This is a genomic window from Erwinia sp. S43, from assembly GCF_016624745.1.
Classification (GTDB): Bacteria; Pseudomonadota; Gammaproteobacteria; order Enterobacterales; family Enterobacteriaceae; genus Erwinia; species Erwinia coffeiphila.
This window is the reverse complement of sequence record NZ_JACVTX010000004.1, coordinates 379,837-399,640: the sequence shown is the minus strand read 5'-3', so window position 1 is coordinate 399,640 and position 19,804 is coordinate 379,837. Positions and strand designations below refer to the sequence as shown.

The window sequence follows — 19,804 nt, the reverse complement described above, 5'->3', positions numbered from 1 at the left end:
GGCTGGGGCGGCGGCGGCGGTCCTCACGGTGGATTTATGGGTCCGGGCCGTTAATCACCGATGACCCCGGAGGCCGTTTGGGCTTTCGGGGTCTGTCCTGCATCTTCCTTTCTCTTGTTTTCATTCCAATAAATTTCAGCGAAACGTTTCGAATAATTAAAAATGATTATTTGCTCTTTTTCAGTGCATAAGTAACGAAAATATAAAGCGAATACTGTTTTCTTTTATTTAAACCAGTGTTACCGTCTTGCTTTACCTTGCTGAGACAGTCGCATGAAAAATCTCATTGCAGAATTACTGATCAGGCTTGCAGAAAAAGAAACGGAATCCAAAGAACTGGTTGCCCAGGTGGAAGCATTAGAGATTGTCGTAACGGCTCTGTTACGTAAAACGGATGCAGAACAGCTGCGACAGATCAATGAGAGTATCAACTCGGCAATCCAGACGGCTTCAACCGGGGAACAACAGCATCCGGAAGATCTCACGCTGTTGCAAAGCTATATTCAACGTTTGCTGAATCACCCCCGCCAGTAATTATTTAACCAGCGACGACGGCGCTACTGCCTGTCGCTGTGATATTGAATGCAAATCTCAGCACTTTTCCTCGCCGAATAGCAAAGCCGTGCCACACTTTACCCGTACTGCAAACAATAAGGGATGGGAAGAGTATGAAGATGAAAATGACGATCGCGATTTTAATGCTATCAGCCGTCGCGGCGGGCTATGCGGGAGCCGCTGAGAAAACCGCACAGCAGCAAAAAATGACGGTATGCAATCAACAAGCTGGTGAGAAAGCGCTTAAGGGCGATGAGCGTAAAGCCTTTATGAGTAACTGCCTGAAAAAAGACGCGAAAGCTGAGGGTATGACGCCACAGCAGATGAAAATGAAAACCTGCAATGCTGACGCAAGCCAAAAAGAACTGAAGGGCGACGCGCGTAAAGCCTTTATGAGTACCTGTCTGAAGAAAAGTTAACCTTCTTCCAGACAAGTATACAGGGCCATTCTATATTAAGCGGCCACTCAGGCCGCTTATCTAAACCGCTATTAAACCGATAATCATTCCCTTTTTCCCTTCTTCAATTTTGGCACTGGCGGATTAACTATTCCTGCTGCCTATTATTAGAATTCCAGGCTTCACATTCTTTCCTGCGTGATCCGGGAGCACCGTACTCCTGTGTTTAACGTGGGCGTAAGCTAAGGAAGACTGACATGGTGGCTTTAATTATTATTGGTATCTTTGTGATTAGCGTTATCTATGCGCATTCACGCGGTGTGGAAAAGCAGAAGTTCTCTCGGCAATTGTTCGATCACTCAACCTTTATGGCACCGGTAAATATGTTTATGACCGGTTTTTCTAAGCTACCCGCGAAGCAGCCATATTTCGATCCCGCTGAATTCCCTGAACTACAGCAGATAACCGACAACTGGCAGGCAATTCGTCAGGAGGCCCTGCAACTTCAGGATCATATCAAAGCTTCGCAGACTCAACAGGATGCAGGTTTTAACACCTTCTTTAAGCGTGGCTGGAAGCGTTTTTACCTTAAATGGTACGGTGATGCGCACCCCTCAGCGACGTCGCTTTGCCCGGTAACCAGTGAGCTGTTGAGTAAGATCCCTTCAATTAAAGCGGCCATGTTCGCCGAACTGCCCGCAGGGAGCCATTTGGGAAAACACCGCGATCCCTATGCGGGGTCCGTGCGTTATCACCTTGGGCTGGTAACGCCGAACGACGATCGCTGTTTTATTGAGGTCGACAGAGAGCGCCATAGCTGGCGTGACGGCGAGGCGGTACTGTTTGATGAAACCTACGTTCACTGGGCGCAGAATAAGACGGAGCAGACGCGCATTATCCTTTTTTGCGATATTGAACGCCCGATGAAATGGCGCTGGGCGCAGGCGGTGAATCATTGGGTAGGAGCGACGCTGATGTCTGCCGCCAGTTCGCCTAATGATGAAAACGATCGGGTTGGGGGGATTAACCGCATCTTTAAGTACGTCAACCGCCTGCGCGATGCCGGTCAGCGACTAAAAAAACGCAATCGCAAGCTTTACTACTGGGTTAAGCACGGACTTATTGCATTGATTTTTGCCATTATTATCGTGCCTGGCCTGATTCTTTAGTCCTTCGTTGGGCGGCAATATATGATGCGGCGAGTAACATACGGGTTACTCGCCTTAGTTCGCGCAAAAATGAGAAAGTAAATTACGCCCGGCTCATCCGATCCGATTTAGCCATGCACTGCTGCATCGCTTCGATAACAGCAGCACGGAAGCCTTTCTCTTCCAGCACTTTTACCGCTTCGATAGTGGTACCGCCAGGAGAGCAAACCATATCTTTCAGTTCGCCCGGATGTTTACCGGTTTCCAGCACCATCTGTGCGGAGCCTTTTACCGCCTGGGCCGCGAAACGATAGGCCTGCGCGCGCGGCATGCCGCCCAGCACTGCCGCATCCGCCATCGCTTCAATAAACATAAACACGTAGGCCGGTGCCGAGCCGCTTACGCCAACAACGGAATGGATCAGATATTCCGGCACCAGTTCGGCTTTGCCAAAGCCGTTAAAAATCTCAACGACTTCTTTCGCTTCCTCATGGGATACCAGTACGTTTGGCGTCACCGACGTCATGCCTTCGTTAACCAGCGACGGCGTGTTCGGCATGACGCGAATAATTTTGCGGTCGTGGCCCAGCACGCTGGCCAGCGAGTCGAGCGTCACGCCTGCGGCGATAGATACCACAACGCTCTCTTTGTTCAGGCTGTTGGCAACGTCTTTCAGTACGTTGAGGATGACGTTAGGTTTCACCGCGCCAAACAGAATATCGGCCTCACGGGCGACGTCTTCCGCGCTTGCGGCCGGGGTAATGCCATACTGCTCCTGCATCATTTTATTGGTTGCCGGTTTGCGGTCGTAAACCCAGATATTCTCCGGCGTAACCTGCCCGGCGGCGACCAGTCCTGCAATGATGGCTTTCGACATATTGCCGCAGCCAATAAAACCGATTTTCTTGTCCACCGTATTCTCCCTGCGAGTTCTGTAAAAAATGTGTGTGCTTACCTCATCCCTCCACCTTAACGCAGCTTTGAGCTGGCTTAAACCGAAAGGTTTTGGCCGAGTACAGTTCAGGCTAATTGGCGGGTCGCCGCAGATTAAGTTTGCCATTCGGCAAAAGAATGGGAAGATCGGTCTTATTATCAATTTTCAACGAAAGGAAGTGGTGATGCCAATCTGGGTAGATGCCGATGCGTGTCCAAAAGTGATCAAAGAAGTGCTGTACCGCGCGGCGGATCGTGAGCAGGTGATGGTGACGCTGGTAGCGAATCAGTCGCTCAGCGTGCCGCCGTCGCGTTTCCTTCGTACGCTGCGAGTCGCACCTGGTTTTGACGTCGCCGATAATGAAATTGTCCAGCGCGCAGAAGCGGGCGATTTGGTGATTACCGCCGATATCCCACTGGCAGCGGAAGTGATGGAAAAAGGCGCCGTGGCACTCAACCCTCGCGGCGAACGTTACAGCGAGGCGACTATCCGCGAGCGCCTGACGATGCGTGATTTTATGGATACGATGCGGGCCAGCGGAGTGCAGACCGGTGGGCCGTCAACATTGAATCAGCGAGATCGTCAGGCCTTCGCCAACGAGCTGGACAAATGGCTACAGCAGCAAAAAAGGGCGAAATAGGCCCAGTGTAATTTATTTTTTACACATAATTTTTCATTTAAAACAGTGGTTTGTTTGGATTTTACTTCAACCTGACTGTAAATAAAACGTTACTGGTGGTTCCGGCAGAAAATGTCCGGTATTATGCCCGGCATCGTTCATTACTCCGCTTTGTTAGGAAAGTCTTGCTATGTCATTACCCATCTATCTCATCGGCGCTCGCGGCTGCGGGAAAACTACCGTTGGCCAGGCTTTGGCTGCGGCACAGGGTTATGACTTCTGCGATACCGACTATTATCTGCAACAGGTTAGTGGTAAGACCGTGGCGGAAATCGTTGCGGAAGAAGGGTGGCCAGGCTTTCGCAGCCGTGAGTCTGCCTCGTTGATTGCCGTTACCGCGCCCGGCAAAGTTATCGCCACCGGTGGAGGCATGATTCTGGCTGCCGAGAATCGTCAGTTTATGCACGATAACGGGCACGTGATTTATCTCAACGCGCCGGCTGAAATTCTGGCCTTGCGGCTGGAAGCCTATCCTGAAAATGCGCAGCGCCCGACGCTGACCGGTCGTCCCATCGCTGAAGAAATGGCCGAGGTGCTTGCAGCCCGTGACCAGCTCTACCGGCAGGCTGCGCATCATATTGTTGATGCGATGCAGTCCCCGGAAGCCGTTGTGCAGCAGATTGTAAACGCACTTTCCCTGGCTCGCGCAAGCTGAGTTCCTCCAGGAGTCAGGGTTACGGATAATTCTGTATCTCCGCATGCAAAGCGATAAGTGGCTGATAATGTCTATAATTAAGTCAGATCCTTACACGGATCGGATTTGGTAGAACTCTCTGCCACCTGAGTCGCTAACCGCAGGAGGGAATGTGATATGCCAGGTAAACCACCCTATCCACGCCACGCCTCGGTTGTGCCGGTGAACAAGGGCGCACCCGACAACACCGTCATCTGGTACGAACTGCGTGCCGATCATCCTAAGCCCGATTCCCTGATCAGCGAGCATGAAACCGAGCAGGAAGCACTGGATGCCAAAGCGCGATACGAAGATCGTTCTAAAGAGTAAGCGCCGGGCAGGGATGCCGTATTACGATTTCTTCATCTTGCATTTTCAACCGGAGAGTATTTTCTACTTACCCGCTTCGGTGGTAGCATAACCCTCTACCGTTAAAGCCTGTTTCACTGCAATATTTTCTCTCACTTACGCTTTCCAACAGGAATGTTTCCTCTCCCCGTGGTTAAGCCACTTCCCGTGTTTTTGCCATTCCCTGGCTGGAATTTATAATTCTTGACCGGCGATCCTGCCGAACGTAGGGTGAATTAACAAAACAGGAACATGAGTTCCTGAAAATGGAACTCACCGAATGACAACGTTAGAAAACGCGACGGCGGTACTCAAATTATTTAACCAGCAGGGCCTGGTACAGGGGCAGCAGGGGCTGTCGTTTACTGACGTAGTGGCGGCGTTGAAGCTGCCGAAAAGTACCGTCTCACGGCTGCTGGCGACCATGGAAAGCCAGGGGCTGCTGGAACGAAACCCCGATACACGTTGTTTCCACCTCGGACAGATGCTGCTGTCTCTGGCCAGCCACTATCTCTCCACGCCGCTGGTCGATGGGGCATCATCGATGATGGCGAGGCTGGCCGCTGAATCCAGCTGCACCGGTTATATATCGGTACTGGAAGGGCGCGATGTGCTGGTGATGCGCATGTTCCAGGGGCGAATGTACGTTCAGGCCGTCACGCCGCCGGGGAGTCGCTTTCCTGCGGCGGAAACCTCCGTTGGACGCGCTATTTTATCCCGCTACAGCGATGACTATGTGCGTAATCTTTATGCTGGAGCCTGGCGAGTCAGTTCGCCTAATTCCCCGCAAACGATTCAGCAGTTGCTGGCAGAGTTAGATCGTATTCGCGAGTGCGGTTGGGCGCTGGCTCGTAACGAAGCCCTGCCGGGCATCAGTGCTATCGCCACTACGCTGAGCAATAAACACCGGGGAGAAACCGTGGCGTTGAGCCTCTCTTTTCCAACGCAAAGCCAGGATCAACTGTTTTCACCTATCGCGCTGGATGCGCTGCAAATGGTTACCCGCCAGCTGGCTGGCAAGTACGGGGACCGTGCCGTTTTTACATCGCGGAGCAGTAATCTATGAATAATACCCTGGTCACGCTGACTCCCGGGCAGTCAACGAATAGTGACATTGTTCCACTACTGCTGGAACATTTGCCAGCCGATCGTATTGTCCACAGTGGCCTGTTGGACGGCCTGACGCCTGCGCAGATTGAACAGCAGTACGGTGCCGTGGCGGCCGAAAACGTGATGTCGATTCATTTGAATGACGGCAGCAAACTGCTGCTTTCTGCGGCCTGCATTGAGCGCGGTCTTCAGCAGCGTATAGACCAGTTAGAGCGCTCGGGCTACGAAATCATTCTGCTGCTTAGCAGTGAAAAATTCAGCGGACTGACGACCCGACATGCCACGTTGCTGGAACCAGACCGCATTGTTCCACCGCTGGTTGAGGCTATCGTTGAAGGCCATCAGGTGGGGATTATGCTGCCGCAGGATGGCCTGAAGGATCGGCTGGCGGGAAAATGGAAAAATCTCTCTTATCCACCCTGTTTTGCCGTTGCCAGCCCGGAGCACCCGGACGAGGAACGGTTAATCGATGCGGCGCTGTCGTTGCAGGAGCAGGGGGCGGATGTGGTGGTGCTCGACAGTATTGGCTACCAGCAGCGGCACCGTGATTTTTTACAGAAGCTGTTAGGGATTCCCGTGCTGTTGCCAAACGTACTGGTGGCCAGGCTGGCGGCGGAACTACTGCTGTAAAGGTCACTCAGACCGGTGAAAAAGCGTGACAGCCCGGTAAAAATGCCTCTATATTGCCTGCTTACCTTTGTATCTGATTTTAAGGAATTTATATGCTCAACGTTAGTGAGTATTTTGACGGTAAAGTGAAGTCTATTGGTTTTGACAGCGCCAGCACCGGCCGCGCCAGCGTTGGCGTGATGGCGGAAGGTGAATACACCTTTGGTACCGCACAGGCGGAAGAAATGACCGTAGTGAGCGGTTCGCTGAAAGTGCTGCTGCCGGGTGAAGCCGAGTGGAAATACTATCAGCCGGGCGATGTGTTCAATGTGCCGGGCCACAGCGAGTTCCATCTTCAGGTTGCCGAGCCTTCTGCTTATCTGTGCCGCTATCTGAAAGATTAATCTGCGAAATCCAGCAAAAGGCGCGCCCCCGGCGCGCCTTTTGCTATCCGTTAGCGCTGGGCTTCGCCGCCTAATGCTTCAACGGTATTGCTAATCAGCGCGGCCAGTTCACCGGTCATCAGAATAAAATCGGCATCGAAGCGGCCGGAAACATCTTCCCGATCGATATCATCATTCTGCTCACGCAGCGTATCGGCAAATTTCAGGCGCTTGAGTGAGCCGTCATCCGACAGCACAAACTGAATGCGCTCCTGCCAGTCCAGCGCCAGTTTAGTCACCAGTTTGCCGGCTTCAATATGGTTAGCGATCTCATCGCAAACCAGATCCTGTTTTTTACAGCGGATTACGCCGCCGTCTTCCAGAATCGCTTTCAGCTCGGCTTCATCCATCAGCGCAAATCCGGCAGGCAGATCGCCTGAGCGCACCCATTCGGTCATCGTCAGCTCAATCGGGCTTTCCAGCGTCAGTGGCACCACCGGCAGTGAACCGAGGCTTTTACGCAGCAGGGCGAGCGTGTCTTCGGCTTTTTTCGCACTGGCGCAGTCAACCATAATCAGGTTGTTCACCGTGTCGATCCACAGCCAGGTCTGGCTGAAGCGGCTGAAGGCGCGCGGCAACAGGCTGTGCAGGACTTCATCCTTCAGCGAGTCTTTTTCGGTTTTTTTCAGCTTGCGCGACTGTTCGTGTTCCAGCTTGCTGATTTTGGCTTCCAGCGCCTGCTTAATCACCGGAGAAGGCAGAATTTTCTCTTCTTTGCGGGCGCAGATCAGGATCTGACCGTTGGTGACGTGGGTTAGCGCGTCGCTGCGCGGGCCGATAGGGGAAACCCAGCCGGTTTTCGCCATATCCTGGCTGCCGCAGGGGGTGAAAGAGAAGGCATCGAGCTGTTTTTCCATCTCGTCTGCCGCCAGTGGGATCTCGCGATTAAGACGATAAACCATCAAATTTTTAAACCACAGCATGGTGCATTCCCTCTCAGGGCGCGTAAATGGCGCGCAAGTTCAAAGTCAGCGCGCATGATAACGAATCAGCGGCGGTGTTTCATTGCCTTTCAGCCTTTCGCCTTCTAAGGTAATGATCTGAACGTTAAATTATAAGGAATAACGGGTGCGTATCGGTATCGATTTGGGTGGCACGAAAACAGAAGTGATTGCGCTGTCAGACCTGGGTGAAGAGCTGTATCGCTATCGCGTACCCACGCCGCGTAACGACTATGAGCAGACGCTGGCGGCTATTACCGATTTGGTGAAGCGAGCGGAAGCGGCCACGGGGCAGCGGGGAACGGTAGGGATGGGTATTCCCGGCACGCTGTCTCCGGTGACCGGACTGGTCAAAAACGCTAACTCCACCTGGCTGAACGGCAGACTCCTGGATAAAGACTTACAGCGTCTGCTCGGGCGTGAAGTTCGTATTGCCAATGATGCGAACTGCCTGGCCGTGTCTGAAGCGGTGGACGGCGCAGCCGCCGGGATGCAAACGGTCTTTGCGGTGATTATTGGCACCGGCTGCGGTGCGGGCGTGGCCCTGAACGGCCAGGCGCACAGCGGCGGTAACGGTAACGCCGGAGAGTGGGGGCATAATCCGCTGCCGTGGATGGATGAAGACGAGCTGAACTACCGCCGCGAAGTGCCCTGCTACTGCGGCAAAGCGGGCTGCATCGAAACCTTTATTTCCGGCACCGGTTTTGCCACCGACTACCAGCGGCTCAGCGGCATCGACCGCAAAGGTGCGGAAATTATTCAACAGATCGAGCAGCAGGACCCGGTAGCGGAGCTGGTGATGAACCGCTATGAACTGAGACTGGCGAAATCGCTGGCGCACGTGGTGAATATTCTTGATCCGGATATGATCGTGCTGGGCGGGGGCATGAGTAACGTCAGCAGGCTGTATCAGACCGTGCCGCAGCTGGTCAAAAACTGGGTGTTCGGCGGCGAGTTCGCCACCCCGATTCGCCAGGCGGTACATGGTGACTCCAGCGGCGTGCGCGGAGCGGCTTGGCTGTGGCCGCTATAAGCCCTGGAGTCGCCACACCTTTCTCTGAGCTGTAAACGAAAAGGGCACGGCCGTCGCGATGATGGCCGTGCCCGGATGGTTAAGGTCTGCCCGAGCAGAACAACGGATTTAAGGTTTATTCGCCCTGAAGCATGACATCACGCGGTGCGTTATCACGCAGGCTTTTGGTCATCAGGAACCAGATGTAGGCCACCGCCATCAGTCCAACGAAGACGGCACCGATCAACGGGTTAAACCACAGCATGGCAATCAGGCAAACCACCGCCAGCACCAGCGCGATGCCCGGAACAATCGGATAACCTGGTGCAAGGAAGCTGCGATCCAGTTCCGGTGCGCTGCGGCGCAGGCGGAACAGGCTCAGCATACTCATCAGATACATCACAATGGCGCCAAACACGGCCATGGTAATCATCGCGGCGGTCAGCGTCATGCCCTGCAGGTTAATCCAGCTGTCGCTGAAAATGGCCGCAATACCAATCACGCCACCGGCGATAATTGCCCGGTGCGGTGTCTGAAAGCGTGACAGCTTAGCCAGACCGGCAGGCAGATATCCGGCGCGGGAAAGAGCAAAGAACTGACGCGAATAGCCGAGAATAATGCCGTGGAAGCTGGCAATCAGTCCAAACAACCCAATCCACACCAGCATATGCATCCAGTTCGAGTTGCTGCCGACGATCATCTTCATTGCCTGCGGCAGCGGATCGTTGATATTCGACAGGGTACGCCAGTCACCGGCTCCGCCCGCCATCAGCATCACGCCAATTGCCAGCACCACCAGGGTCAGAATACCGGCGATATAGGCGCGGGGAATGGTCCGTTTCGGATCTTTCGCTTCTTCTGCCGCCATCGCTGCACCCTCGATAGCGAGGAAGAACCAGATAGCAAACGGAATGGCGGCAAAGATGCCGGATACCGCAGGGAGGCCAAAGTGTTCTCCGCCCGCCCAGCCGTTGGCGGCAAAGTTCGCGATGCTGAACCCCGGGGCGACCACGCCCATGAACACCAGCAGCTCCAGTACCGCCAGCACCGTCACCACCAGTTCGAACATGGCCGCCAGCTTCACGCCAAGAATATTCAGCGTCATAAACACCACATAGGCCCCGACGGCGGCATATTTGGGGTTCAGTTCCGGGTATTGCACGTTCAGGTAAGCGCCGATAGCCATGGCGATTGCCGGTGGTGCAAAGACAAACTCGATCAGCGTGGCCATACCGGCAATCAGGCCACCGGTTTCACCAAACGCGCGGCGGCTGTAGGCAAACGGACCGCCGGCATGTGGAATGGCCGTAGTCAGTTCGGTAAAGCTGAAGATAAAGCAGCTGTACATGGTGGCAACCATGAGCGTTGTCAGCAGGAAACCGAGTGTTCCCGCTACACCCCAGCCGTAACTCCAGCCAAAATATTCCCCTGAAATCACCAGCCCTACCGCAATGCCCCACAGGTGTATTGTCCCTAATGCGGGCTTCAAAGTGTTGTTCATAGCGTATTCCCCGTCATTGATGTTGTCGTGACCCGATAATGACGCTGGCCCCTGAGGGAAACTTGACGGCAGCAATGAGATTTGTCACCTGCGGTCAACTTAATCATCTGAAAAGCGTACGCTGCACGCTGCGGTCAAAACTGGGTTGTTTAAGGTCAAGCTGGAAACTGTCGGGTACAGGATGCTGAAGGCACGGAAGTAGAGCCCAACGCTGACTATGGAGCCTGATAATGACCGCCAAACAATATGACACCCTGAGTAATGAAGCGCTGCTGCGCCTGGCCGAACGTGCATTAAGTCGCTATGCGCCTTCGTTGCAGGGAAAACTGAGCCTGCTGTGTCGTTCAGAAAATGCGACCTTTTTGCTACAGGCCGCTGGAAAACGCTATGCCCTGCGGCTGCACCGTGCCGACTATCATCAGCGGGCGGATATTGAAAGTGAACTGCACTGGCTCGATGCCCTGCGCCAGACCGGTATTGAAGTGCCGCAGGCGGTGAGCGATGTTGAAGGGCAGAGAGTGCAGACTCTGACGATGGCGGACGGCTCGGTGCGCCACGCTGTGCTGTTCAACTGGATAGAAGGTGAGATGCCGGGCACCGACGTTGATCCGCGCGCCTTCCAGCAGTTGGGGAATATCACCGCACGCCTGCATCAGCACAGCCGCAGCTGGCAGCGCCCGGCGGGCTTTCAGCGGATCGTCTGGGATCACCACACGATGGTCAGCCCGCAGAGCCACTGGGGAGACTGGCGCGATGCGCCGAATCTCCGTCCTGCCGATCACCGGATCGTCGATGAAGCCATTGCGCGGGTTGGCGAAGAGATGGCCGATTTTGGTAAAGATCCGCAGCGCTACGGTCTGATTCACGCCGATCTGCGTTTGACGAACCTGCTGCTGGACAATGGTCAGACGCGGGTGATCGATTTTGACGACTGCGGTTTCGGCTGGTATCTGCACGATCTGGCGGCAGCGATTAGCTTTGTTGAGCATCATCCCCGCGCCGGTGAATGGGTGGACAACTGGCTGCGCGGCTATGAGCAGGTGGCACACATCAGCGATGCCGATATGGAGAAAGTGCCGACGCTGCTGATCCAGCGCCGTATTCAGCTACTTGCCTGGGCGGGATCGCACGCGGAAACGGAAATGGCCCAGAGCCTGGGATCGCGCTGGGCGGATCATTCGGTTCGTCTTTGCCGCTTCTATCTGGAGAGCGACGGGCTGCCGATCGGCGCGTGATCCTGCACCGCCAGCGAGCAACACTGCGCGCTGGCGGTGCCTGGTACGCTGTCGAACGACGCTAACATGTTGATTTTCACTCAGGATGCAGTTGGTACGATATTTGCTGTTAATCAGGGTATCTACGGCGGCATAAGGTGATGATGATCATGCAAACTTTACTGAACAGACATCCCGATATCAGCCATGTTCTGCACAGCGGAAGTGTCAGCAATCGCGGTGTGCTGGCCGCGGCAGCCAGCGGATTAAGTGGTTTTATCAGTGAGCGTGGCGGTGACGTTGACCGCATCTTCGGCATCAGCGGTATTGATGCCGAACTGCTGGCCCAGCCGACATTGAGTCTGGGGTTGATTAACTACTGCCGGGTGATGGAAGAATCGGCACGCTATTCGGACTGTGATAACTTCGGTTTACACTACGGCAGGCAGTTTAAACCGCAGTCATTAGGGTTGATTGGCTATATCGGGCTGTGCAGCGCAACGCTGGAACAGGCCCTGCACAATGTCGTTCATGCTTTCCCGTGGCACCAGCGCGACACGCTGACCCGGCTGGTGGACAAAGGCGACAGCTGGCGGCTGGATTATCAGGTGCGCCACGGTGCGATTCTTTGCCGCCGTCAGGATGCTGAATTAACGCTGGGTATGTTCCTCAATCTTATTCGCCACGTAGCGGGCAAAAACTGGGCCCCGCGCGAGGTGCATTTTGAGCATCCGCGCCCTGAGCAGTGGCACGAGCACTGTAAGGTGTTTGATGCCCCGGTTTATTTCGATCAGCCGTTTAACTCGCTGGTGATTATGAAGCGGGATCTGGCACGCGCGATGCCGGACAGCGATCCGCTGTTGTTAGGGGTGATGCAGGATGCTATCAGGCGGCTTAATGCCAGCGCCAGCCAGCAGAATCTTATCGACCGGGCGCGTTCTCAGGTGAATATGGCTTTGCTACAGGGAGAGCCGACGCTGGAGGACGTGGCGGAAAATATGGGGATGTCGAGCTGGTCATTGCAGCGCCGTCTGCGTGAAGAGGGAGTGAGTTTTACCGCGCTGGTCGACAAGGTGCGCTGTGAGATGGCGACCCACTACTTGCAGCAGCGGCAGTTGCCGATTTCTGAGATGGCTTTGCTGCTGGGGTATTCTGAGGTGAGTGCATTTTCCCGCGCCTTCCGCCGCTGGTTTGGCGTGAGTCCGCGCCAGTGGCGGCAGGAGGAGCAGGCGAGTTAACGTTTGCATCGTGTGATCTGCTGAATTGTAGATTCTTTGAGAATGGATCTGGTGTTGTCTGGCATTTTAGCGCTCTGCGCTGATCGGCTGCAGCCCCGGGTTGGCGGTCCTCACGTCGCGCGCTGCGCGATACCTTCGCTCCGTTCGTCGGTCTGCCGGAGCGGCACGGACGGGACGTCCTTGTCCCGGCCGCACCTTGCGCCCGCGTCCTGCGGGCTTATCCTGACCTTCTCACTGCGCTCAGCGCTGCGGATTGCCATTCCGGGGCAGCAGCCGGTCTTCGCTTTGACAGGGCGTGGCCTTCAACGTGCTTTGTGAAAAATGAATCCGCACCTCGCGCCCGCGTCCTGCGGGCTTAACCTGACCTTCTCACTGCGCTCAGCGCTGCGGATTGCCATTCCAGGGCACCAGCCTGTCTTCGCGTTGATAAGGTAGTGGTCTTTAATTTTTTTTGTATCGGTTTTTGATGTTGATGAATAGAGTGATAAAAATTAGTAATTATTTAGTCTGTTGAAAAAATGGAGTTTCAGTGTCTTGGTTCTGATAGTTAGGGCAATAGTATTTTCTCTTATTGATGTCTTCAAGAAATAACTGTTACTTTTACTGAAAGGGTTTATTGTATTTCGAGTGCTGTTTAGTTAATGGTTTTTTTACATGTATAAGTTTAAGGAAAAACTTTATGCCAATTCCCGCTTATCTTTGGCTCAAAGATGATGGTGGTGCCGATATACACGGTACTGTCGATGTACAAGATCGAGAAGGTAGTATCGAAATTCTTGGTTTCTCGCACGGTGTAAATCTGCCGGTTGACGCTGCTACAGGTAAAATTACCGGGAAACGCCTTCATGCCCCGATCTCCTTCGAAAAAGAATTCGATTCATCGAGTCCATACCTTTATAAAGCTGTGTCTAAGGGGCAGACACTAAAATCGGCTGAATTCAGATGGTATCGGATCAACCATGCCGGGCAGGAAGAAGAATATTTCAACATGCTGCTTGAAGGTGTCAAGGTGGTGTCTGTCAATCCTGGTATGCCCAATGCGAAAATGGCAGGGATGTCCGCAATAAATCACATGGAGTCAGTTTCATTCATGTATGAAAAAATCACCTGGAAATATTGCGACGGAAATATTTTGTTTTCTGATAGTTGGGAAGACCGTTCGTAGGAGCAACCGGGCTAAGCCCGGTCATTATCATTTATTGTTCAGTTTTTTTTCTATCTGACGAATCACAATCTTGTAGCACAATATAGTAAAAATTGTGCATCCGGTCAGTAATGCAATACCAACAAAACCTTCTATGTCACTTTCTCCGAACAGGCTGGCTGTTTTTTTCCAAAAATCTATTTGGCTCTTAGTTGCAGGATCGGATGGTCGTGCCAAAAGAAATACCAGTAAAAAAATCGCTACACCAATAAATATTCTAAACCCCATCGGGACACGTCGAGCTTCCATTTAGAATAACCTCAATCGTTCCGTATGACATAAGACCGTTAATCAGTTTCACGCTTTGTGTCGAGAGTAATGCCTGACGAATTGCGAGAAAATCTGTTCTGTGTTGAAGCGTAATACATCCGAGGGAAATTCCAAGTGGCCCGGGCGGGTGCAGGCGAAAACTCCCCCTCTCAACACCATTGATCCATGTATGATCATCAATTTTTCCGTCATCGCGATATAGAGCAAACCACTCGTATTTAATTACCGGCCTTGAAGTCGGCCAGGAGTAAAAATCATGAAGATCGGTGCGAATTACGCCTTTCCAGCCACCCGTAGGCCTGTTGACTATATGGTAACGGCCACCGGGTATTGGTCCGTTATTTTGAACGCCGACACATCCGGACTGATTGCGATAGTGATCATTACCTGAATAAGCGAGAAATGTACCAATACCATAAAATATCAGAGGACTAAAGTCGGCACTATTAACAATAAACTTTCCTTGCAAAGCCATAAGGTGATGATCCCCTTTTCGTAAATTCCATAAACGATGGCACGACTTTATCACACGTTAATATTAATTTTTATGCGATGTTTTTTTATTCAGTAATATAGTTGTTATCAATTCACAATTTGATTGATGAATGGCCTCGGTGAAAACGAGCAAAATGAAAAAAGGGGAACGGCCTCTGCCGGGCCATCCGCAACGCGGCGCGAGGACCCGCCCGGCAGCACCGGCAGAGGCAGGGCACCGATCACCTGTGCTCCAGCGACTTAACCTGACGGCTAAATCACTCGGCAGAGGCCAGAAACCCAGTAATCAGCGACGCCAGCGCCAATCCATCAGAAACCCCAACGTTAACTCGCTACCACCATGACTACCAGCCATTACAGCACCTATCTACCGACGGCACTTATCCCGTTGGCGTCTCCAGCCGACTGTAGCCAAGGCCGTTAATCTTACGCACCCGAATCTGCACCGGAATGCGCTCCTTCATCGCCTCAACGTGGCTGATCACCCCGATGGTTTTCCCGCTGGCGTTTAATGCATCCAGCGCATCCAGCGCGCTGTCCAGCGTCTCTGCATCCAGCGTACCGAAGCCCTCATCCAGGAACAGCGACTCGATTCGCGTCTTGTGGCTAACCAGATCGGAAAGCGCCAGCGCCAGCGCCAGGCTGACCAGGAAACTCTCGCCGCCGGACAGCGTGCGCGTGTCGCGGCGAGCGTCCGCCTGCCAGGTGTCCACCACCTCCAGCTCCAGCACTTCCTGCGTTTTACGCTGTAGCAGATAGCGGCCGTGCAGGCGGTTGAGCTGATTGTTTGCCAACCATACCAGGTGATCGAGCGTCAGCCCCTGGGCAAACCGGCGGAACTTATCACCATCACGTGAACCGATCAGCTGATTCAGATACGCCCAGTCCTCTACCCGCTGCTCGTTCTCAGCGATCTGCGCCAGAAGCGACTGAAGCTGCTGGCGGCGCGAGGCATCATAGCTCAGCTGCTGGCGAAGCTGCCCCTGCAATCCGGCATTCTCACGGAGCTGGCGGTTCAGCTCCGCCACGCTGGCGGCCAGCGCTTCGCGCACGGCACTGCTATCCTGGCTGCCTTCCTTCTGCTGGTCGAGCTTCTCTTCGCACTCCTTCAGACGCGCCACAAGCACCAGCTGCTGTGCATCCAGCGACTGAAGCTGGCCGAGCTGGGTGTTCACCAGGTCCTGCTGTTGCTGCCAGAGCTGTTGATAGCGGCGGGTGGCCGTCGCATGCTCGGTGGCCTGTTCGCGCAGCTGCTGCTGAACATGAGCGATGATGCGATCGCCGAACAGCTGCTGCCGCTGCTGCTGGCAGTGAGCCAGTGCCTGCTGCTGCTCGGCGATGCGCTGGTTTTGTGCCTCCAGCTGCGCCTGCTGCTGCGCCAGCTCCTCGCCCAGCGCCTGCTGACGGCTGCTCAGGGTTGCCAGCTCCGGTATCAGCTGCGTCAGCGCGGTAGCGTTCTGCTGCCACTGCTGCCAGTGCTGTTCACGCAGCTGCAGCCAGCCGTGATAGTCGCCGTTTTCCGGCAGCGTCAGCTCCAGCGGCAGCAGGCTTTCGGCCAGTGCGCTGCGCTGTTGGGCAGCCTGCTGCTCTTCCTGTACCAGCTGCTGACGCTGTTCCTCCAGCTGGCGGCTGGCGGAATCATGCTGCTGCTGATGGAGCTGCGTTTGCTGCTGCAGCGTTTGCATCGCCTGCTGCTGCTGGTAGAGATGTTCTTTCTGCTGCTGGCAGTGGCGCTCTGCCTGCTCAAGCGCATTCAGTTGCTGCTGCTGTTTCTGCTCCCGCTGCTCCTGTTCTTGCAGCCAGGCCGTGACCTGCTCGCCGTCGTCAGGGGTGAAGGTGAGCCCCAGCGCCTGCACCGCATTTTGCCACCGCTTTTCCAGCTGGGCAGCCTGCTCGTCGGCCTCCTGGCGATCCTGCTTCAGCCGTTCCTCCTGCCGCTGCCATTGCTTCAGCTGTTCGGCACAGGCGCTGCCGCGCTCTTTTAATTCCTGTTCCTGCCGTTCTAATTCCACCAGCCGCTGCTGCGTTTCCGACAGCTGCAGCGCCTGATATTCCGCGACGGCAGGATGTTCGGCTGAACCGCACAGCGGGCAGGGGTGACCCGGCTCCAGTCGGGCGCGATGTTCTTCAAGGCTGGCAATGCGCTGCTCAAGGTCGCGACGCGCCTTAACATCCTGCAAATGCTGATTTTTCTCTTTCCAGCTGGAGCGTAGCGTAAGTAACTGCTCACTAGTCTGCGTTATTTCACGTGCCAGCTGCTGGTCATCCTGCTGCAAACGGCTGCGCCGGGTGGTTAACAGCTGCCACTGTGGTTGTAGCGTAGCCAGCTGCTGACGCTGTGGGCGCTGGTGGGAAAACTGTTCCAGCCCGCCGCGCAGGGATTCGGCAGAATGCTGCTGTTGCAGTGGGGTCAGTATCTGCTCGGCCTTTTCCAGCGCCTGCTGCGCCCCGATCAGCTGCTGCTGGAGCGGTACAGCCTCCTGAGCGAGCTGCTGACGGGTACGGTCAAGCTGGTGCAGTTCCTGCTGCTGGGCCTCAATTCGCAGGCGCAGTGCGGAGAGTGACTGCTCACTTTTTTGCTGCTGGCTGAAACGTTCGCGCCACAGCGGCAGGGATTCGCCATACTGCGCGAAGCGGGGATGAGCATCCTGCCACTGCTGAAGTTTCTGCTGCGCCGCCAGTTTATCCTGCTGAATCTGGTGGTTTTTTATTCGCTCCTGCTGGCGTGCCTGATGCGACTGTTGGTGCTTACTTCGCTCCTGCTCCAGCTGTTTCAAAAGATCGCCCAGTGAAGACAGCTGGTGATCGAGGGGAATGACCTGCTCGGCAATCAGCGTTTCCTGCACCAGCCTTTGCGCCTGATGCTGCTCTTCCGCCTGCTGCGCCTGCTGCCGCTGCTGTGCGGCACTGTCCAGCGCGTCCCGTGTTTGCCTGAGTTGCTCCGTCAGCCGCTGCTGTTGCTGGACAAGATGACTCTGGTCCTGCTGGAGCTGCTCCAGCTGCTGCCATTCCTGTAGCTGCTGTTGCTGCTGATTCTGTTGCGAAGTGAGTACCTGCTCATCGGCCACCAGTTGCACCAGGCGGTCGCTGAATTCCTGCTGCTGCTCATCGCTGAGCAGATCCATTCCCGAGGCCTGGGTGCGCATGCCGTCGAGTTCGGTTTTTGCCAGCTTGTGGCGCTCAAAGACCTGCGCCGACAGCCGACCGTAGATTTCAGTACCGGTCAGCTCTTCCAGCAGTTCGGCACGTTTGTTGGCATCGGCATTCAGGAAGGCGGCGAACTGCCCCTGTGACAGCATCATCGATTTAGTAAAGCGCTCAAAGTCCAGGCCGGTAAGGCTGGCAATCATTTCCAGCTTATCTTTGACCTTGTCGGCGACGATCTGATTATCTTCACAGCGCGCCAGCTCCACGCGCGGCGCCTGAAGATTGCCGTCGGCGGCACCGCGTGCGCGGTTCTGGCTCCAGAAGGCACGCCAGGCCACGCCTTTCACTTCAAATTCCACTTCCGCCAGGCATTCTGCCGTATCGCGGGTCATCAGGTCGTTCTGCGACTGGGTGATACTCTTCAGGCGCGGGGTTTCGTGATACAGCGCGAGGCAGATGGCGTCCAGCAGGGTGGTTTTCCCGGCTCCGGTTGGGCCGGTGATCGCAAACAGCCCGTTGCTGGCAAAAGGCTCGGCGCTGAAGTCGATTTTCCATTCGCCCTTCAGCGAGTTCAGATTCTTAAAGCGTAAGGTTAAAATTTTCACGGCTGTTCCTCATGGCGGACCGCTTCCAGCGTCTGCGCGAACAGGGCTTCAGCACGCGCCAGCCGCCCCGGTTCGCCTTCCTCCAGCGCCAGACGGCGGGCAAACACCTCTTCCACGCTAAGCTCGCTGAGGGTTTCGTTATTCTGCCGGGCGATAACCCGCTCACGCTGCTCGCGGCTGCGGCGAAGTAATACGACTTCCACCGGCAGCGTTTCGGTCAGCTGCTGAATGCGGCGCTGAAGTTCGCTGAGCCAGTCGTCGGTGACGATTTCGATATCCAGCCAGATTAATTTTCCCTGCGGGTCCGGCTCCAGTGTGGCCAGCTGCGCTTCAATCTCTTCCAGAGAGCCTTTGATCATCCGCATCGGCTGGAACAGCGGAATCGATAGCGGGGTGACCTGGCTCAGCGCGCCGTCGGCAAAATCCACCACGAAAACGCTTTTCTCTTTGCCCAGCTCATCAAAACTGAGTGGAATGGGTGAACCGCTGTAGCGAATGTGTTCGCTGTTGGCCACGCGCTGGGCGCGATGGATATGACCGAGCGCAATATAGTCGGCAGGCGGGAAGGCATCGGCCGGGAAAGCATCCAGCGTGCCGATGTAAATATCACGCACCGCGTCGCTTTTGGTCACCCCCATGGTAGTCAGATGTCCGGTAGCGATGACCGGCAGCGTCAGATTCAGGGCCGCCCGCTGAGCCAGTGCCTCCTGCCAGCAGCGCTGATAGTGGTCGGTAATCGCCTCCAGCAATGTTTGCTGTTTGTCGCGGCCCGACTGGCCGCTCTGGCTGCGCATAATGTCACGCGGGCGCAGGAAGGGTATGGCGCACAGCATCGCCCCCGGCTGGCCGTCACGGGTGTTGAGCACCAGCACCTGGTCACGGATATCGTCACTGGCGGCGGCAATCACCCGGGTGTTCAGGCAGGCCAGCAGCTCGCGCGATTCATTCAGCGTCGCCACCGAATCGTGGTTGCCGCCCAGCACCACAAGCTGGCAGCCGGTCTGCTGTAAATTCACCACGAAGCGGTTATACAGCTCGCGGGCATAGCTTGGTGGCGATCCGGTATCAAAAATATCACCGGCGACTATAATCGCATCAGCCTGCTGCGCTTCCGCCTGCTCCAGCAGCCAGTCGAGAAAGGCCTGATGTTCAGCCGCCCGGCTTTTGGTATAGAAAAACTGCCCGAGATGCCAGTCGGCGGTATGAATGATGCGCATGTCACTCCCTGCATAGCCTGATGATGTTGCGAGGGATTATAAACGCTGTTGCTGTTCACGGGG

20 protein-coding genes are annotated in these 19,804 nt (G+C 55.0%); 13 read left to right on the top strand and 7 right to left on the bottom strand.

Features of this window, described 5'->3' with window-relative positions; translation table 11 throughout:
• Positions 1-273 precede the first annotated feature (273 nt).
• From iraP to lpxO, 3 genes are all read left to right on the top strand, one after another.
• Positions 274-534, top strand: a complete 261-nt coding sequence (iraP, locus tag IBT47_RS08170; RefSeq protein ID WP_105590744.1) for an anti-adapter protein IraP — start codon at positions 274-276, stop codon at positions 532-534.
• Positions 535-668: 134 nt separating this feature from the next.
• On the top strand, positions 669-974 hold the full coding sequence (locus tag IBT47_RS08165) for a PsiF family protein (protein ID WP_105590745.1): 306 nt from the start codon (positions 669-671) through the stop codon (positions 972-974).
• A gap of 236 nt (positions 975-1,210) precedes the next feature.
• The gene (gene lpxO / locus IBT47_RS08160; protein ID WP_200560050.1) at positions 1,211-2,122 is read left to right on the top strand and encodes a lipid A hydroxylase LpxO; all 912 of its coding nucleotides are present in this window, start codon (positions 1,211-1,213) and stop codon (positions 2,120-2,122) included.
• 82 nt (positions 2,123-2,204) lie between these two features.
• Here the strand turns inward: lpxO and proC are convergent, their stop codons facing one another.
• Positions 2,205-3,014, bottom strand: coding sequence for a pyrroline-5-carboxylate reductase (gene proC, locus IBT47_RS08155; RefSeq protein WP_264546474.1), 810 nt, complete (start codon positions 3,012-3,014; stop codon positions 2,205-2,207).
• A 205-nt stretch (positions 3,015-3,219) separates the two neighbouring features.
• Here proC and IBT47_RS08150 point away from each other — a divergent pair, with 205 nt between their 5' ends.
• The 6 genes from IBT47_RS08150 to ppnP all read left to right on the top strand — a co-directional run bounded on the left by IBT47_RS08150 (position 3,220) and on the right by ppnP (position 6,858).
• A complete protein-coding gene (locus tag IBT47_RS08150; protein WP_105590748.1) occupies positions 3,220-3,675 on the top strand; it encodes a YaiI/YqxD family protein in 456 nt (151 codons plus the stop codon).
• A 169-nt stretch (positions 3,676-3,844) separates the two neighbouring features.
• Positions 3,845-4,369 (top strand): shikimate kinase AroL, encoded by a 525-nt coding sequence (aroL, locus tag IBT47_RS08145; protein ID WP_200560048.1) that lies wholly within the window; start codon positions 3,845-3,847, stop codon positions 4,367-4,369.
• A gap of 156 nt (positions 4,370-4,525) precedes the next feature.
• Positions 4,526-4,717, top strand: coding sequence for a YaiA family protein (locus tag IBT47_RS08140; protein WP_105590750.1), 192 nt, complete (start codon positions 4,526-4,528; stop codon positions 4,715-4,717).
• Between the two features lie 298 nt (positions 4,718-5,015).
• Positions 5,016-5,801, top strand: coding sequence for an IclR family transcriptional regulator (locus IBT47_RS08135; protein WP_105590751.1), 786 nt, complete (start codon positions 5,016-5,018; stop codon positions 5,799-5,801).
• On the top strand, positions 5,798-6,475 hold the full coding sequence (locus tag IBT47_RS08130) for an AroM family protein (RefSeq protein WP_105590752.1): 678 nt from the start codon (positions 5,798-5,800) through the stop codon (positions 6,473-6,475). The genes IBT47_RS08135 and IBT47_RS08130 overlap by 4 nt, the downstream gene beginning before the upstream one ends.
• A gap of 92 nt (positions 6,476-6,567) precedes the next feature.
• Positions 6,568-6,858, top strand: coding sequence for a pyrimidine/purine nucleoside phosphorylase (ppnP, locus tag IBT47_RS08125; RefSeq protein WP_105590753.1), 291 nt, complete (start codon positions 6,568-6,570; stop codon positions 6,856-6,858).
• A gap of 50 nt (positions 6,859-6,908) precedes the next feature.
• Here the strand turns inward: ppnP and rdgC are convergent, their stop codons facing one another.
• Positions 6,909-7,820, bottom strand: coding sequence for a recombination-associated protein RdgC (rdgC, locus tag IBT47_RS08120; protein WP_105590754.1), 912 nt, complete (start codon positions 7,818-7,820; stop codon positions 6,909-6,911).
• 145 nt (positions 7,821-7,965) lie between these two features.
• Between rdgC and mak the strand changes: the two genes are divergently transcribed.
• On the top strand, positions 7,966-8,871 hold the full coding sequence (gene mak / locus IBT47_RS08115) for a fructokinase (protein ID WP_200560047.1): 906 nt from the start codon (positions 7,966-7,968) through the stop codon (positions 8,869-8,871).
• A gap of 115 nt (positions 8,872-8,986) precedes the next feature.
• On the opposite strand, the gene eat is transcribed toward mak, so the two are convergent.
• On the bottom strand, positions 8,987-10,351 hold the full coding sequence (gene eat, locus IBT47_RS08110) for an ethanolamine permease (RefSeq protein WP_105590756.1): 1,365 nt from the start codon (positions 10,349-10,351) through the stop codon (positions 8,987-8,989).
• Between the two features lie 230 nt (positions 10,352-10,581).
• Here eat and IBT47_RS08105 point away from each other — a divergent pair, with 230 nt between their 5' ends.
• The 3 genes from IBT47_RS08105 to IBT47_RS08095 all read left to right on the top strand — a co-directional run bounded on the left by IBT47_RS08105 (position 10,582) and on the right by IBT47_RS08095 (position 13,968).
• Positions 10,582-11,586, top strand: a complete 1,005-nt coding sequence (locus IBT47_RS08105) for a phosphotransferase enzyme family protein (protein WP_200560046.1) — start codon at positions 10,582-10,584, stop codon at positions 11,584-11,586.
• A 149-nt stretch (positions 11,587-11,735) separates the two neighbouring features.
• Positions 11,736-12,803, top strand: coding sequence for an AraC family transcriptional regulator (locus IBT47_RS08100; protein ID WP_234471767.1), 1,068 nt, complete (start codon positions 11,736-11,738; stop codon positions 12,801-12,803).
• A 679-nt stretch (positions 12,804-13,482) separates the two neighbouring features.
• Positions 13,483-13,968, top strand: a complete 486-nt coding sequence (locus tag IBT47_RS08095; RefSeq protein WP_105590758.1) for an Hcp family type VI secretion system effector — start codon at positions 13,483-13,485, stop codon at positions 13,966-13,968.
• A gap of 27 nt (positions 13,969-13,995) precedes the next feature.
• On the opposite strand, the gene IBT47_RS08090 is transcribed toward IBT47_RS08095, so the two are convergent.
• The 4 genes from IBT47_RS08090 to sbcD all read right to left on the bottom strand — a co-directional run bounded on the left by IBT47_RS08090 (position 13,996) and on the right by sbcD (position 19,741).
• Positions 13,996-14,256, bottom strand: a complete 261-nt coding sequence (locus tag IBT47_RS08090) for a hypothetical protein (RefSeq protein ID WP_200560045.1) — start codon at positions 14,254-14,256, stop codon at positions 13,996-13,998.
• Positions 14,225-14,752, bottom strand: coding sequence for a DUF2778 domain-containing protein (locus IBT47_RS08085; protein WP_200560044.1), 528 nt, complete (start codon positions 14,750-14,752; stop codon positions 14,225-14,227). Before IBT47_RS08085 ends, IBT47_RS08090 begins: the two co-directional genes overlap by 32 nt.
• 400 nt (positions 14,753-15,152) lie before the next feature.
• Positions 15,153-18,524 carry an AAA family ATPase gene (locus tag IBT47_RS08080; protein WP_200560043.1) on the bottom strand — a complete coding sequence of 1,124 codons (3,372 nt, stop codon included), beginning with the start codon at positions 18,522-18,524 and terminating at the stop codon, positions 15,153-15,155.
• Positions 18,521-19,741, bottom strand: a complete 1,221-nt coding sequence (sbcD, locus tag IBT47_RS08075; RefSeq protein ID WP_200560042.1) for an exonuclease subunit SbcD — start codon at positions 19,739-19,741, stop codon at positions 18,521-18,523. The genes IBT47_RS08080 and sbcD overlap by 4 nt, the downstream gene beginning before the upstream one ends.
• Positions 19,742-19,804: the final 63 nt, after the last annotated feature.